The organism is Methylibium sp. (assembly GCF_035762065.1).
Classification (GTDB): Bacteria; Pseudomonadota; Gammaproteobacteria; order Burkholderiales; family Burkholderiaceae_C; genus Methylibium.
Genome location: NZ_DASTPW010000048.1, coordinates 21,748 through 36,515, shown reverse-complemented (window position 1 = coordinate 36,515; position 14,768 = coordinate 21,748). Strand labels below are relative to the sequence as shown.

The following is a 14,768-nucleotide window of genomic DNA, read 5'->3' as shown; positions in this document are numbered from 1 at the left end:
CGAAGCCGCCCCCTTTCGATGCGCGCCGAAGCGGATCAGACGCGCTTGCGGTATTCGTGCGTGCGGGTGTCGATCTCGACCTTGTCGCCGGTGGCGACGAACAGCGGCACCGAAATCTCGAAGCCCGTGGCGAGCTTCGCCGGCTTGAGCACCTTGCCCGAGGTGTCGCCCTTGACGGCCGGCTCGGTGTAGCTGATCTCGCGCACCAGTGAGGTCGGCAGCTCGACCGAGATCGCCTTGCCTTCGTAGAACACCACCTCGACCGGCATGCCGTCTTCCAGGTACTGGATCGCGTCGCCCATGTTCTCGGCTTCGATCTCGAACTGGTTGTACTCGGCGTCCATGAAGGCGTACATCGGATCGGCGAAGTAGGAGTAGGTGCACTCCTTCTTCTCGAGCACGATCTGGTCCATCTTGTCGTCGGCCTTGAAGACCACTTCGGCGCCGGCGCCGTTGAGCAGGTTCTTCATCTTCATGCGCACCGTCGCGGAGTTGCGGCCGCCACGGCTGTACTCCGTCTTCAGCACGACCATCGGGTCCTTGCCTTGCATGATCACGTTACCGGCGCGGATTTCCTGGGCGAGTTTCATTGGAGCGTCCTGTCGTGTTGAAGCGGGCTTCGCGTCGAGGTTGCCGCCCGCGTGCGCAAGCCACCACGGCCTCGCGCAAAGCCCGCGATTTTAGCGGCGCTCAGTGGCGCGAGAGGGCGAAACGGAGAAGCTGCAGGCCGAGATCGCCGCGCTGTGCCTGCGCATCGTGCAGCGATCGGGCGAACGCCGCCGCATGTTGTCGCCACGGCGACGTGCCCGAGGCCTCGGGCGGCGCGAACTCGGCGGCCTCGCCGTTCCATGCGCGAAAGCACGCACGCAGCGAGGCGGGGAGCGGCCCCGACACGTCGGCCAGATAGAGCTGGAGGAAGGCCTCGAGCTTGGCCGCCTGCGCGCCATCGTCCTGGCGGTAGAGCTGCCAGATGAACGGCCGGCCGCAGGCGAGGGCCTGCACGAACGAATCTTCTCCGCGCACGAGGTTGAGGTCGCAGGCGGCGAGCAGCGCGTCGTAGTCGGGCTGCGGCAACCACGGCAGCCAGTGGACGACGAGCCGATCGAGGCGTGCATGCGAGCCCGGCGTGGGCCCGACGCCGAGCCGCGCGGCCAGTTGGTCGGCTGCCGGCCCCGGACAGGCGAGCACGCGGGTCGGCGAGCGGCGCCATGCGGCGATCGCGGCTTCGAGCTGCGGCTGCGCGTAGCCGAAGAGGCTCACCTCGAAACCGTCGAACGGGCCGAGTCCGAGCCGGCCAAGCGCGGCGTGGCCGGCCTGGGCATCGGCACGACCGAGCAGCAGGCCACCGGTGCGAGGCGTGAAGCCCGGATAGAAGAACCAGCGCGTCAGCCCCGCGCCCGGCCCCTGCGATTGCGGCGACGGCAGGCCGTGGCTGCGTTCGACGTAGCGCTCCGCGCTCAGGTACTCGACGTCGATCCACACCGGCCGCTTCGTGGCGGTCGCCATGCGCTGCAGCCAGCCGTCGGGCAGATCGGCGCCGAAGGTTTCGACGATCACGTCGGCAAGCTCGGCCGGCGGCGCCGCCCAGGGACGCACGTCGATGCGGCGCGGTTCGCCTTCGCCTGCCATCCAGCGCAAGGCGCGCGCGTCGTCGATCCACAGGCGCACTCGCTGCCCGAGCGCGTCGAGCCGGCGCGCGAGCCGCCAGGCCACGCCGAGGTCGCCATGGTTGTCGACCACGCGGCAGAACAGGTCCCAGCGCAGTCGGGGAAGGGCTCGAGGAGCGTCCATCACCGCGCGATTGTCGAAGGCCCGCCGGCAGAATTCGCGCGATGAGCGACAGCCCCGACCTACCCAGCGCCGCCGCCGCGGACGCACCGCTCGACAGCGCGCGGCGCAAGCTGCTCGACGACGTCGCCGCGCTGCCCAGCCTGCCCGGCGTCTACCGCTACTTCGACGCCCACGACCAGCTGCTCTACGTCGGCAAGGCCGGCAGCCTGAAGAAGCGGGTCTCGAGCTACTTCCAGAAGAACCACGGCGGCACCCGCATCGGCCACATGATCACGCGCATCGCGCGGCTGGAAACGACGGTGGTGCGCAGCGAAGCCGAGGCGCTGCTGCTCGAGAACAACCTGATCAAGACGCTCAACCCGCGCTTCAACATCCTGTTCCGCGACGACAAGAGCTACCCCTACCTGAAGATCGCCTCGCACGAATTCCCGCGCGTCGCCTACTACCGCGGCTCGGTGGACAAGCGGCACCGCTACTTCGGCCCCTACCCGAGCGCCTGGGCGGTGAAGGAGACGATCCAGCTGTTGCAGAAGGTGTTCAAGCTGCGCACCTGCGAGGACACGGTGTTCAACCATCGCACCCGGCCGTGCCTGCTCTACCAGATCAAGCGCTGCTCGGCGCCTTGCGTGCAGGCGATCACGGCCGACGACTACGCGCTCGACGTGGCGGACGCCGAGCGCTTCCTCGACGGCGACCCGCAGGAGGTCATCGACGACCTGCAGGCACGGATGCTGGTGCACGCCGAGGCGCTCGCGTTCGAGAAGGCGGCCGAGGTGCGCAACCAGCTCGGCGCCCTGTCGCGCGTGCTGCACCAGCAGTCGATCGAAAGCAACGCGGCGGGCGCCTTCGACAAGGACGCCGACATCCTCGCCGCCGTGGTGCAGGGCGGCCGTGCCTGCGTCAACCTCGCGATGGTTCGCGGCGGCCGGCACCTGGGCGACCGCCCTTACTTCCCGACGCACGTGGAGGAAGCGCGCGCCTTCGTTGACGACGAAGATGCCGCGGTGGAGGCGCCCGCGACGCCCGACGCCGAAGCCCGCGACGAACCGGCGCCCGCGGCGCCGCCCGACGAGCGCCCGCCGTCCGCAACTGGCGACGAACGCGCGCTGGAAGCCCGCGTGCTCGAAGCCTTCATCGCGCAGCACTACCTCGACGGCGCGGTGCCGCCGCTGCTGATCACGAGCCACCCGATCGACCGCGCGCTGGTCGATGCGCTTTCGACGGCCAGCGGCGTGCGCGTCACCGCGCAGCATCAGCCGCGCGAGCAGCGCCGCGTGTGGCTCGAGATGGCGCGGAAGAACGCGCGCATCAAGCTTGCGCAACTGCTCGGCGAGGAAGGCTCGCAGCAGGCGCGCACGCGCGCGCTGTGCGAAGCGCTGGATCTGGCGCCGACCAGCCTCGAGGCGCTGCGCGTCGAATGCTTCGACATCAGCCACACCGCCGGCGAGGCGACGCAGGCCTCCTGCGTGGTTTTCGAGGCGCACAAGATGCAGAGCGCGCAGTACCGCCGCTACAACATCGCCGGCATCACGCCGGGCGACGACTACGCGGCGATGCGCCAAGTGCTGAGCCGCCGTTACGCGAAGCTGGCCGAGGCCGGCGCCGAGCCACTCGCACGAGGCGCGCTGCGGCTGCCCGACGTGGTGCTGATCGACGGCGGCAAGGGCCAGGTCGGCGTCGCGCGAGAGGTGTTCGAGGAACTCGGCCTCGATCCCACGGCGATCGTCGGCGTCGAGAAGGGCGAGGGCCGCAAGGTCGGCCTCGAGGAGCTGGTGTTCGCCGACGGCCGGCCGAAGGTGGCGCTCGGGCGCGACTCGGCAGCGTTGATGCTCGTCGCGCAGATCCGCGACGAAGCGCACCGCTTCGCGATCACCGGCATGCGCGCGAAACGTGCAAGCGTTCGCGTCGGCGGCAGCCGGCTCGAGGAGATCGCCGGGATCGGCCCGAAGAAGCGCGCCAAACTGCTGCAGCGCTTCGGCGGCGCGCGTGGCGTGGCCGATGCGAGCATCGACGACCTGAGCACCGTCGAAGGCATCTCGCGTGAACTTGCCGAGGAGATCTACCGTGCGCTTCATTGACCCCCGACGTTGCGGCTTCGCCGCTCCCCGCCAGGGCGGCGCTGGCGGAACGGCAGAGCCGGATCCGCGGCCGCTGCTGGCCCGAGCCGGTGACTCGTTCGCATCGCGTGGTCTTCGCAGCAGCGTCGCGGCAACGCTGTTGTTGCTCACCGCCTGCGAAACCGCGAAGCCACCGCCTCCGACGACGACTCCGCCGGTCACCGTCAACCGTCCTGCGCAGGTTGCGCCGCCGATGGGCCGGCTGCCCACGCCGCAGACACCGCGCTCGCTGGCGCATCTGCGTCTGCAAGCCGCCCAGCGGCTGATGGCCGCGAACCCCGACATGACCTACAGCGGCGTGCCGCCGCAGCCGCTGCTGGCGATCCCCGTGCTGGAGATCGAGCTCAACAGCGACGGCAGCATCCGCAACATCGACGTGATGCGCAAGCCGAGCCAAGCCTTCGACACGACGCAGCTGGCCATCGATGCGGTGCGCCGCGCCGCGCCCTTCGGCGACGTTTCGCGCCTGCCGCGCCCGTGGAAGTTCACCGAGACCTTCCTGTTCCGCGACGACCGGCGCTTCAAGCCGCGCACGCTCGACTCCTGAATCCGGCGCGCCCGCGCGCGGCCCAGGGGGCGAGAACATGCCTTGGGCACAATCGGCCGGATGTTCTTCAACCTGCCGACGCTTCTCACCTGGGCGCGCATCGTCGCGATCCCGCTGATCGTCGGGCTGTTCTATCTCGACATCCAGCCTGCGCACCAGAACCTCGTCGCGACGGCGCTGTTCATCGTCTTCGCGCTGACCGACTGGGCCGACGGCTGGCTCGCGCGCCGGCTCAACCAGACCTCGTCCTTTGGCGCCTTCCTCGATCCGGTCGCCGACAAGTTTCTCGTCTGCGCGGCCTTGCTGGTGCTGGTGCACCTGGGCCGCGTGCATGCGCTGATCGCGCTGGTGATCATCGGCCGCGAGATCGCGATCTCGGCGCTGCGCGAATGGATGGCGCAGATCGGCGCGTCGCGCAGTGTCGCGGTGCACCTGGTCGGCAAGATGAAGACAACCGTGCAGATGGTCGCGATCCCCTTCCTGCTGTACGACGGCACGCTGTTCGAGCTGATCGACACGCGCCGCTGGGGCACGGTGCTGATCGTCGCCTCGGCGATCCTGACGATCTGGTCGATGGTCTATTACCTGCAGAAGGCGCTGCCGGAGATACGCGCGAAAGCGCGATGAGTGGCGCGCGATGAGCGGCCCCACCACGCGCTGGCTCGCGGCGATGCCCGCGTTGTTCGTGCTGATCTGGAGCACCGGCTTCGTGGTGGCCCGGCTGGGCATGCCGCATGCGCCGCCGATCGGCTTTCTTGCGGTGCGGTTCGCGCTTTCGGTCCTGTGCTTCGGCGTGTGGATCGCGCTGGTGCGCGCGCCTTGGCCGCGCGGGCGGATGCAGTGGCTGCATCTCGCGGTGACGGGGCTGCTGATGCAGGCCGGTTACCTCGGCGGTGTGTGGTCGGCCGTGAAAGCCGGCATCGGCGCCGGCACGGTGGCGCTGATCGTCGGCCTGCAGCCGGTGCTGACCGCCATCTGGATCGACGCCGCCGCACGCGCCGGCGAGCGCGTCGGGCGCTGGCAGTGGCTCGGCCTCCTACTCGGTTTCGGCGGGCTCGCGATCGTCGTCTCCGACCGTCTGCAAGGTGGCGAGTTGAGTGTCTTCAATGTCGGCATGGCGTTGTTCGCGCTGGGGAGCATCACGATCGGCACCCTTTACCAGAAGCGGCACGTGGCGCCGTGCGACGTGCGCACGGCGAGCTTCGTGCAGCTCGCCGCGGCGTTCGCGGTGACGGCGCCGCTCGCGCTCGTTGAAAGCGGCGCGGTCGAGTGGACCGGCGAGCTGTTCGTCGCGATGGCCTGGTCGGTGCTCGTGCTGACGCTGGGCGGCAGCTCGCTGCTCTACCTGCTGATCCAGCGCGGCGCCGCCACGCAGGTCACGAGCCTGCTCTACCTCGTGCCGCCCTGCACCGCGGTGATGGGCTGGTTGCTGTTCCGCGAATCGCTGGGCGTGAACGTGCTGCTCGGACTCGCGTTGACGGCGGCGGGCGTCGCGTTGATCGTGCGGCCGCCAAGCCGCGCCACGCCTTGAATGCAGGGCTTCGCCAGCGGTCGGTCGCCCTGGGGAATGTGCCTAGAATCCGCGCTCGTTGCTTGACACCCGCAGGGCCCACCGCTGTAATCGTTCGGCGCGTGGCGCGGCTCTTGCGGCGTGATCTAGAGCCTTCTGCAAAGCCCGCGTCAAGCACGCCGATGCAGCGGCGTCGCACGCCGAGCCACCATCCCGACCATCACGGAAACAACACAGAGGGGCCCTTCGTGAACAAGACAGAACTGATCGATCACATCGCCGCGCAGGCCGACATCTCCAAGGCCGCGGCCGGTCGGGCACTCGAAGCGCTGATCGGTGGTGTGACCAAGACGCTGAAGAAGGGCGACAGCCTCACGCTCGTGGGCTTCGGCACCTTCGCGGTCAACAAGCGCGCCGCGCGCACCGGCCGCAATCCGCGCACGAACGAAGCAATCAAGATCAAGGCTGCGAAAGTGCCGAAGTTCCGTCCGGGCAAGGCCCTGAAGGACGCGCTCAACGGCGGCAAGTAGGTCGAATCGACAGGGTGCTTAGCTCAGTCGGTAGAGCGGCGCCCTTACAAGGCGTAGGTCGGGGGTTCGAACCCCTCAGCACCCACCAAAACACAGAGGCGAACCACGGTTCGCCTTCGCTTTTTCTGACGACGCGCGAAGACGCGCGGCCCCGAGGATCCCATGTTCGAATTCGTCCGCTCGCACACCCGTCTGCTGCAGTTCGTGCTGGTGCTGCTGGTATTTCCTGCCTTCGTGTTCGTCGGTGTCGAGGGCTACCGCGGCTTCGGCCAGAGCGATCCGAAGGTCGCGACGGTCGCCGGCCGGCCGATCACGCAGGCCGAGTGGGACAACGCTCAACGCACGCAGCTCGAGCGAGCCCGCGCGCAATCGCCAGGCGCCGATGCGGCGCTGCTTGACACGCCCGCGGCCCGTCAGCAGACCCTCGACGCGCTGATCCGCGACCGCGTGCTGCTCGCGGCCGCCGACAAGCTGCGCTTCAACGTCAGCGACGAACGGCTGCAGCGCGTGTTCGCGAACGATCCGCAGCTGGCCTTCCTGCGCAATCCCGACGGCAGCCTCAATCGCGACCTGCTGATCGCGCAAGGCATGAACCCGCAGCAGTTCGAACAGCAGCTGCGCCAGGATTTGGCGATGCGCCAGGTGCTGATGGGCATCGGCGGGACCGCGCTCGCACCGGCCGCGGCCACCGACGCCGCGCTCGACGCGTTGTTCCAGCAGCGCGAGGTGCGCATCGCGCGCTTCGAATCGAAGAACTATGCGAGCAAGGTCGCGCCGACCGACGCGCAGATCGAGGCCTACTACCAGGACCCGGCGAACGCGGCGAGCTTTAACGCGCCCGAGCGCGCCGACATCGAGTACCTGGTGCTCGACCTCGAAGCGGTGAAGGCGGGCATCAAGCCGAGCGACGAGGATCTGCGCAAGTTCTACGACGACAACATGGCACGGTTCGTGGCGCCCGAGGAGCGACGCGCCAGCCACATCCTCGTGAAGTCCGACAAGTCCGAGCCGGCCGACAAGCGCGCCGCCGCGAAGGCCAAGGCGCAGTCGCTGCTGGACCAGGCGCGCAAGGATCCGAAAAGCTTCGCCGAGCTGGCGCGCAAAAACTCCGACGACCCCGGCTCGGCCGCGAAGGGCGGCGACCTTGACTTCTTCGGCCGCGGCGCGATGGTCAAGCCCTTCGAGGATGCGGCTTTTTCGATGAAGACGGGCGACATCGGCGAAGTCGTCGAAAGCGACTTCGGCTACCACGTGATCCTGCTCACCGGCGTGCGCGGCGGCGAAAAGAAGCCCTTCGACGCGGTAAAGACCGAGATCGCCGAGGAGCTGAAGACGCAGCAGGCGCAGAAGAAGTTTGCCGAGCTCGCGGAGACCTTCACAAACATGGTCTACGAGCAGGCCGACAGCTTCAAGCCGACCGCCGAGAAGCTCGGTCTTGCCGTGCAGACCGCGAAGGACGTGGTGCGCACGCCGGCCGCAGGCGCAAGCGAGGTGCTCGCCAACGCGAAGTTCCTTGCCGCGGTGTTCTCCGAAGACAGCGTCAAGAACCGTCGCAACACCGAGGCCGTCGACCTCGGTGCGAGCCGGCTCGCCTCGGCGCGCGTGCTCGATCACTCGCCCGCGCGGCGCTTGCCGCTCGAGGCGGTCAAGGACCGCGTGAAGGCGCAGTTGGTTACCGAGCAGGCCGCCGCCCTCGCGCGCAAAGACGCCGAGGCGAAGCTCGAAGCCTGGCGCGGCGGCGCCTCGGCCGAAGCCGCGCTCGAGCCGGCCCTGAAGATCAATCGGGCGCAGTCCGAAGGGCTGCCGCGCCCGCTGATCGAGGCGGTGCTGGCGGCACCGGCCGAGCCGCTGCCGTCGTGGACGATCGTCGACTTCGGCGAGCTCGGCTCGGCTGTCGTGCGTGTCGACAAGGTGCTGCCGCGCGACCCGTCGCTCGGCGATCCAAAGCAGCTCGCCACGCAGTACGCGCAGGTCTGGGGTGCAGCCGAGGCGGAGGCCTATTACGCCGCGCTGAAGGAGCGCTTCAAGGTGCAGAAGATGCCGCCCGCGGCACGGTCGCCAGCACCCTGAACACTTCGCCGCTGCGGCCTCGCGGCCGTTTCGTCAAGGGCGCTTCGATATACTTTCGCGCTTCGACGGTGGCTGTAGCTCAGTTGGTAGAGTCCAGGATTGTGATTCCTGTTGTCGCGGGTTCGAGTCCCGTCAGCCACCCCAGCGATCACGCATGACGACGGCCCTTCGGGGCCGTTTTCATTGGCGCGGCAGGTACTCGAGCGACATCCACTCGAAGCTCGCGCCAAGGGTGTGCAGCCATCGGACCCGGCCAGCGGGCGCGACCCGCGAGATGCCGAACGGTGCGCCGTCGGCCCGAAGCTCGGCATCTCGGCGGCACGGAATACGCGCGGCACGGTCGGCGTGACCAGCACATCGATGTCGGCGAACTGCCGTGCAATTCGACGACGCAGTACATGCATCCGAGCGATCGTCACGAAGGCCTCGGTGGCGCGGTAGTCCATCGAGCGCTTCAGGATCGAGGCGACGGCCGGATGCACGGTCTCGGGCGCGTCTTCGAGGATGTGGCCATGGCTGGCGGCTCGCTCGGCCACGAGCGCGCTGTCGAAGATGAGCCGGCCCAGGCCGGCTGGCGGCCGGTGGCGCTGGAGACCGCGCTGCTGTGCGCGATCGTCGCGGCAAGCATCGTGACCGGCCTGGTGCCCTGACCGACACCGTCGGCCGCCTCGCTCAAGCGCGCCGCAGCCAGACGTAGAGGCCGTCAACCGGCTCACGCTGGTCGTCGCGCAGCGGCTTTCGCGTGCGGCTCAGCAGCTCGAAGCCGTGGCGGCGAGCGAGCGCATCGAGACCCGCCTCGGTGTGCGCGTGCCGCAGGCTCGGCAGCAGCTGCACTGGCGCGCCGGCGGGATCGCCGGGCTCGACGGTGAAGCCGAACAGCGCACCGGACCGCACAGCGCGCTGCACCGCCCCGAACAACGGCTCGAGGTCGCCGAGATAAATCAGCACGTCGGCCGCGACGACGAGATCCGCCTCGTGCTCCATCGTGCGCAGGTGCTCGACCACGTCGGCCTGCACCAGCGCGTCGTAGACGCCGCGCTCGCGCGCCTTCGCCAGCATTGGCGCGGAGAGGTCGACGCCGACGAGCTTTCGCGCCGCGCCGCGCATCAGCGGCCCGCACAGGCCGGTGCCGCAGCCGAGATCGATCGCGAGGCCGATCTCTGCGCGCGCCGCGCGATGCGCCTCGCCCTCGCGCCACAGCTGCTCGTGTCCGCGGTAGCCGAGCGTGCCGACGAGGTGCTCGTCGAAGTCGTCGGCATAAGCGTCGAACAGCGCGCGCACGTAGTCGGCCGGCGCGTCCGGCGGCGCCGCCGCGCCGGTCACCGCCGCGAGGTACCAGCCGTTGAGCCCGGTGTCGCCGCCGTGCTCGATCGCACGGCGATAGCACTCGGCCGCGTCGTCGTAGCGGCCGGCGAGTCGCAGCAGGTCGCCGCGGCGCGTCCAGGCGTCGTGCTGGCTTGCATCGAGCGCGAGCCCGCGGGCGTAGGCGACGAGCGCACGATCGAAATGCTGCGCGGCGTGCAGCGCGCGCGCATGCCGCAGCCAGACCTCGGCGACCCCGGGCTCGATCGCAAGCGAGCGCTCGAAGGCCGCATGCGCGTCGTCGAAGCGGCCGAGGCTCGCGAGCGCGGTGGCGCGATGGCACCAGGCGTCGGCGCTCTTCGGCTCGGCGCCCAGGGCCGCGTCGGCCGCCTCCAGCGCGCCCTCGTGGTCGCGCAGCTGCAGCCGCGTCGCCGCGAGATTCACGAGCGTCGAGGGCCGGCCCGGCACGCGCACGAGCGAGGCGACGAAGGCGCGCTCGGCGCCGGCCGCGTCGCCGCGCTGCAGCAGCTCGAGGCCCTCGAAGAAGCAGGCCTTCGCGGCCTCGAAGTCGGCATCGTTCGGCGGGGTCGGCATCGCGCGAGTGTCGCGCCAGCTGCGCACCGGACGCTCAGTCGAGCGGCTCAAACTCTTCGGTGTCGATTTCCTTCTGCGTGGCGGCGCTGTAGCGCGCGCCGCGCACGCTGAGTCGGTCGATGATCGCGCCGGCGCGCTCGACCAGCTCTGCGCGCGCCTCGAGATGCAGCGCGCCGACGTTGTCGTGCAGGTGCTCGACGCGGCGCGTGCCGGGGATCGGCAGCACGTGCTCGCCGCGCGCGAACAGCCAGGCCAGCGCAAGCTGCGCGACGCTCGCGCCGGCCTCTTCGGCCAGCGCGCCCAGGCCGCGGTGCAGTTCGAGCTGATGCGCCCAGACGTCGGCGGCGAAGCGCGGCATCGTGCGGCGGATGTCGTTCGCGTCGAACTCCGACGGCACCGGCGGCGCGCCGGTGAGGAAGCCCCGACCCAGCGGGCTGAAGGCGACGAAGGCGATGCCCATGGCGCGGCAGGCTTCGAGCACCGCGATCTCCGGGTTGCGCGTCCACAGCGAGTATTCGGTCTGCAGCGCGGCGATCGGATGCACCGCGTGCGCCTTCGCCAGTGTCGCGGCCGACACCTCGGACAAGCCGATCGCGCGCACCTTGCCCGCTTCGACCAGCCGCGACAGTTCGCCGACGCTGTCCTCGATCGGCACCCGCTTGTCCCAGCGGTGCAGGTAATAGAGGTCGATCACGTCGGTCTGGAGGCGCTTCAAGCTCGCCTCGCAGTGCGCTCGCAGCGATGCGGGCCGGCCGTCGATCACGCGCCGCACGCCGTCGGGAAAGGTTTCGCCGACCATGCCGCCCTTGCTGCACAGCACGATGCGCGACCGGTGGGCCTTCAGCGTGCGGCCGACCAGCGTCTCGTTCGCGCCGAAGCCGTACAGCGCCGCGGTGTCGAACAGCGTGATGCCGGCGTCGAGCGCTTCGAGCAGCAGCCGCTCGCCGTCGGGCGCCGACGGCGGCGTGCCGTAGGCATGGCTCAGGTTCATGCAGCCCAGCCCGAGGGCCGGCACGGTGAACGGCCCGATGCGGCGCGGCGCGACCGTCATGCCAGCTGCTGCTCCAGCGCGTGCAGGACTTCGTAGCAGGGCAGCACCTGCGCGACGCTCGCGTTCGGCTCGCGGCCTTCGCGGATCGCGGCGAAGAACTCGCGGTCCTGCAGCTCGATGCCGTTCATCGAGACATCCACCGCGCTCACGTCGATCTTCTCTTCCTTGCCCGCGGTGGTGGATCGTGCAAGGTCGTCGTAGCGGGCGATGTACGTGCCGGTGTCGCCGATGTAGCGGAAGAAGGTGCCCAGCGGGCCTTCGTTGTTGAAGCTCAGGCTCAGCGTGCAGATCGCGCCGTTGGCGGCCTTCAGCTGGATCGACATGTCCATCGCGATGCCGAGCGCCGGATGGATCGGGCCTTGCACCGCGTTCGCCTTCACGATCGGGCTTCGCGCCTGGTAGGCGAACAGGTCGACGGTGTGCGCCGCGTGATGCCACAGCAGGTGGTCCGTCCAGCTGCGCGGCTGGCCGAGCGCGTTCATGTTCGTGCGGCGGAAGAAATAGGTCTGCACGTCCATCTGCTGGATCGCGAAGTCGCCGGCGACGATCTTCCCGCGCACCCATTGATGGCTCGGGTTGAAGCGCCGCGTGTGACCGCACATCGCGACCTTGCCGCTGTGCTTGGAGGCTTCGACGACCCGCTTGCCGTCGGCCAGCACGTCGCACAGCGGGATCTCGACCTGCACGTGCTTGCCGGCCTCCAGGCAGGCGAGCGTCTGCGCGGCGTGCATCTGCGTCGGCGTGCAGAGGATGACGGCGTCGACCTCCTTCATCGCCAGGCTGTCGGCGAGGTCGGTGGTCACGTGCTCGATGCCGTACTGGCCGGCGACCTCCTTGGTCTTCGCCAGATCGCGGCTGACGAGCGAGACGACCTTGACGTCGGCGATCTGCTTGATCGCGTCGAGGTGCTTGATGCCGAAGGCGCCGGCGCCGGCAAGGGCGACTTGGATGGTCATGTCACGTGTTCTCCAGGATGAGATGGCCGACGGCCGTGTTCGATGCAGGCACGTGATAGAAGCGGTGCCGGAGCCTCGGAGCGCGATCGCTCATCGCGCCGCGCGCGATCAGCCACATCACCAGCTCGATGCCTTCGCTGCCCGCCTCGCGCACGTAGTCGATGTGCGGCACGTCGGCGAGGCCGGCCGGGTCCTCGATGAGCCGGTCGAGGAAGCGCTTGTCCCATTCGGCGTTGATCAACCCGGCACGCGGCCCCTGCAACTGATGGCTCATGCCGCCGGTGCCCCAGATCTGCACCTTGAGGTCGTCGTCGTAGCTCTCGATGGCCTTGCGGATCGCGCGGCCGAGGTGGAAGCAGCGCCGGCCCGAGGGCACCGGGTACTGCACGACGTTGACGGCGAACGGAATCACCGGGCAAGGCCACGCGTCGGGCTGGCCGCACATCAGGCTCAGCGGCACGGTGAGGCCGTGGTCGACGTCCATCCTGTTGACGATCGTGAGGTCGAAGTCGTCCTGGATCACGCTCTGTGCGATGTGCGCCGCGAGCTCGGGATGGCCGACGACCCGCGGCACCGGCCGCGGCCCCCAGCCTTCGTCGGCCGGCTCGTAGCTCGCGGCGGTGCCGATCGCGAAGGTCGGGATGATGTCGAGGCTGAACGCCGTGGCGTGGTCGTTGTAGACGAGGAAGACGACGTCGGGCCGGTTCTCCTTCATCCACCGCTTGCTGAACTCGTAGCCCGCGAACAGCGGCTGCCAGTAGGGCTCCTGCGTCTTGCCGAGATCGAGCGCGGCGCCGATCGCCGGCACGTGGCTCGTGTAGACCGATGCGGTGATGCGGGCCATGTCTAGAACCCCGGCTTCAGTGCGGAGCCTTGCGGCTGCCGATGCACTTGCGCGCTGCCGTCCTCGCCGACGACGCGGTTGCCTTCGGCCGAGCGGCCGCCCTTGATCATCATGTCGCGGTACTCGTCCTCGGTCATGCCGGTCATGCTGCCGGCCATCTGCTGGAAGCTCTTGCCGTGCGTAGCGCCGAGCTTGGCGAGGAAGTAGATGTTCCCGCCCTGCGCGATGCAGCGGTTCAGGTCGCGCGCGAGCACCGCCTCCTTCTGCGCCTCGGTCATCGGCCATTCGTCCAGGTAGCGCCGCTCGTCGGCCTTGAAGCGCTCGCGGTTCTCGGCCTTCATCAGGCTCATGCAGAACTGGTTCAGCCAGTAGCCTTTGCGAGATTCGTCGGCGTCGAAGATCGTCGTTCCGGGCACATCGAGGTAGGGCTTGTTCAGGGGCATCTCAGTGCCCCCCGGCCGCCCGAAGGCGCTGAGACGCCCCCTCGGAAGGCAGTGAACGAAGTGAACGCAGGGGCTTCATTGCCAGAACTCCTCCGGCCAGTACAGCCGCATCGGGTTGTCCACCAACAGCTTCCGCTGCAGATCGGCCGTCGTCGCGATGTGCGGGATGAAGTCGACCAGCAGGCCGTCGTCGGGCATGTGGTTCTTGAGGTTGGGATGCGGCCAGTCGGTTCCCCACAGCACGCGATCGGGGAAGGCTTCGACGACCGCGCGGGCAAAGGGCACGACGTCGCGGTACGCGGACTGCTCGCCGTTCAGCGCGGGCGGGCCGGCGAGGCTCAGGCGCTCCGGGCAGCTGACCTTGCTCCAGACGTTGCCGTGCTCGCGCATGAACTTGAGGAACAGCTGGAACTCCGCGCCGTCGAGCGGTTGGTCGACGCTGGGCCGTCCCATGTGATCGACCACGACAGTCGTCGGCAGCGCGGTGAAGAAGTCCCAGAGCTCGGGCAGGTCGACCGCCTCGAAATAGACGACGACGTGCCAGCCCAGCTGCCCGACACGCGCGGCGATTTCCAGCAGCTCGTCCTTCGGTGTGAAGTCCACGAGCCGCTTGACGAAGTTGAAGCGCACGCCGCGCACGCCGTCGGCGTGCAGCGCTTCGAGCTCGCGATCGGTCACGCTGCGCCTGACGGTCGCGACGCCGCGCGCCCTGCCGTTCGAGCTGCGGCAGGCGTCGGCCATCGCGCGGTTGTCGGCGCCATGGCAGGTCGCCTGCACGATCACGTTGCGGGCGAAGCCGAGGTGGTCGCGCAGCGCGAAAAGCTGGGCCTTCGACGCGTCGCAGGGCGTGTACTTGCGCTCGGGCGCGAACGGGAACTCGTCGCCCGGCCCGAACACGTGGCAGTGCGCGTCGACGCTGCCGGCCGGAAGTGTGAATTTCGGCCTGCTCGGACCGGCGTACCAGTCGAGCCAGCCGGAGGTCTTCTCGAAACTCATCGGGCCTCCGCGAACGT

The 14,768-nt window shown here is 69.2% G+C and carries 15 protein-coding genes and 2 tRNA genes; 9 read left to right on the top strand and 8 right to left on the bottom strand.

Annotated features, from left to right (window positions below; all coding sequences use genetic code 11):
* Window positions 1-35 precede the first annotated feature (35 nt).
* Together efp and earP are read right to left on the bottom strand one after the other, a co-directional pair.
* On the bottom strand, window positions 36-590 hold the full coding sequence (gene efp / locus VFR90_RS13835; protein WP_326406728.1) for an elongation factor P: 555 nt from the start codon (window positions 588-590) through the stop codon (window positions 36-38).
* 100 nt (window positions 591-690) lie between these two features.
* A complete protein-coding gene (gene earP, locus VFR90_RS13830; protein ID WP_326406727.1) occupies window positions 691-1,791 on the bottom strand; it encodes an elongation factor P maturation arginine rhamnosyltransferase EarP in 1,101 nt (366 codons plus the stop codon).
* 41 nt (window positions 1,792-1,832) lie between these two features.
* Between earP and uvrC the strand changes: the two genes are divergently transcribed.
* From uvrC to VFR90_RS13785, 9 genes are all read left to right on the top strand, one after another.
* The gene (gene uvrC / locus VFR90_RS13825) at window positions 1,833-3,869 is read left to right on the top strand and encodes an excinuclease ABC subunit UvrC (protein ID WP_326406726.1); all 2,037 of its coding nucleotides are present in this window, start codon (window positions 1,833-1,835) and stop codon (window positions 3,867-3,869) included.
* 232 nt (window positions 3,870-4,101) lie between these two features.
* The gene (locus tag VFR90_RS13820) at window positions 4,102-4,455 is read left to right on the top strand and encodes a hypothetical protein (protein ID WP_326406725.1); all 354 of its coding nucleotides are present in this window, start codon (window positions 4,102-4,104) and stop codon (window positions 4,453-4,455) included.
* Window positions 4,456-4,515: 60 nt separating this feature from the next.
* Entirely contained in the window at window positions 4,516-5,082 is a 567-nt protein-coding gene (pgsA, locus tag VFR90_RS13815; protein WP_326406724.1) for a CDP-diacylglycerol--glycerol-3-phosphate 3-phosphatidyltransferase, read from the top strand.
* A gap of 10 nt (window positions 5,083-5,092) precedes the next feature.
* Window positions 5,093-5,986, top strand: a complete 894-nt coding sequence (locus tag VFR90_RS13810; RefSeq protein WP_326406723.1) for a DMT family transporter — start codon at window positions 5,093-5,095, stop codon at window positions 5,984-5,986.
* Between the two features lie 227 nt (window positions 5,987-6,213).
* Window positions 6,214-6,495, top strand: coding sequence for an HU family DNA-binding protein (locus tag VFR90_RS13805; protein ID WP_326406859.1), 282 nt, complete (start codon window positions 6,214-6,216; stop codon window positions 6,493-6,495).
* A 12-nt stretch (window positions 6,496-6,507) separates the two neighbouring features.
* A tRNA-Val gene (locus tag VFR90_RS13800) sits at window positions 6,508-6,583 on the top strand.
* A gap of 74 nt (window positions 6,584-6,657) precedes the next feature.
* Window positions 6,658-8,565 (top strand): SurA N-terminal domain-containing protein, encoded by a 1,908-nt coding sequence (locus VFR90_RS13795; protein ID WP_326406722.1) that lies wholly within the window; start codon window positions 6,658-6,660, stop codon window positions 8,563-8,565.
* Window positions 8,566-8,633: 68 nt separating this feature from the next.
* Window positions 8,634-8,709: transfer RNA gene (locus VFR90_RS13790), tRNA-His, on the top strand.
* A gap of 140 nt (window positions 8,710-8,849) precedes the next feature.
* Window positions 8,850-9,215: a hypothetical protein gene (locus tag VFR90_RS13785; protein WP_326406721.1), complete on the top strand. Its 366-nt coding sequence runs from the start codon at window positions 8,850-8,852 to the stop codon at window positions 9,213-9,215.
* Between the two features lie 22 nt (window positions 9,216-9,237).
* Here VFR90_RS13785 and VFR90_RS13780 read toward each other — a convergent pair whose 3' ends face one another.
* The 6 genes from VFR90_RS13780 to VFR90_RS13755 form a co-directional block, all read right to left on the bottom strand.
* Window positions 9,238-10,461, bottom strand: a complete 1,224-nt coding sequence (locus VFR90_RS13780; RefSeq protein WP_326406720.1) for a tetratricopeptide repeat protein — start codon at window positions 10,459-10,461, stop codon at window positions 9,238-9,240.
* A gap of 34 nt (window positions 10,462-10,495) precedes the next feature.
* A complete protein-coding gene (locus tag VFR90_RS13775) occupies window positions 10,496-11,512 on the bottom strand; it encodes an aldo/keto reductase (protein WP_326406719.1) in 1,017 nt (338 codons plus the stop codon).
* Entirely contained in the window at window positions 11,509-12,468 is a 960-nt protein-coding gene (locus tag VFR90_RS13770) for a Gfo/Idh/MocA family oxidoreductase (protein WP_326406718.1), read from the bottom strand. Before VFR90_RS13770 ends, VFR90_RS13775 begins: the two co-directional genes overlap by 4 nt.
* A gap of 1 nt (window position 12,469) precedes the next feature.
* Entirely contained in the window at window positions 12,470-13,312 is an 843-nt protein-coding gene (locus VFR90_RS13765) for a class III extradiol dioxygenase subunit beta (protein ID WP_326406717.1), read from the bottom strand.
* A 2-nt stretch (window positions 13,313-13,314) separates the two neighbouring features.
* Window positions 13,315-13,755: a protocatechuate 4,5-dioxygenase subunit alpha gene (ligA, locus tag VFR90_RS13760; protein WP_326406716.1), complete on the bottom strand. Its 441-nt coding sequence runs from the start codon at window positions 13,753-13,755 to the stop codon at window positions 13,315-13,317.
* Between the two features lie 75 nt (window positions 13,756-13,830).
* Window positions 13,831-14,751 (bottom strand): amidohydrolase family protein, encoded by a 921-nt coding sequence (locus VFR90_RS13755; RefSeq protein WP_326406715.1) that lies wholly within the window; start codon window positions 14,749-14,751, stop codon window positions 13,831-13,833.
* Window positions 14,752-14,768 lie beyond the last annotated feature (17 nt).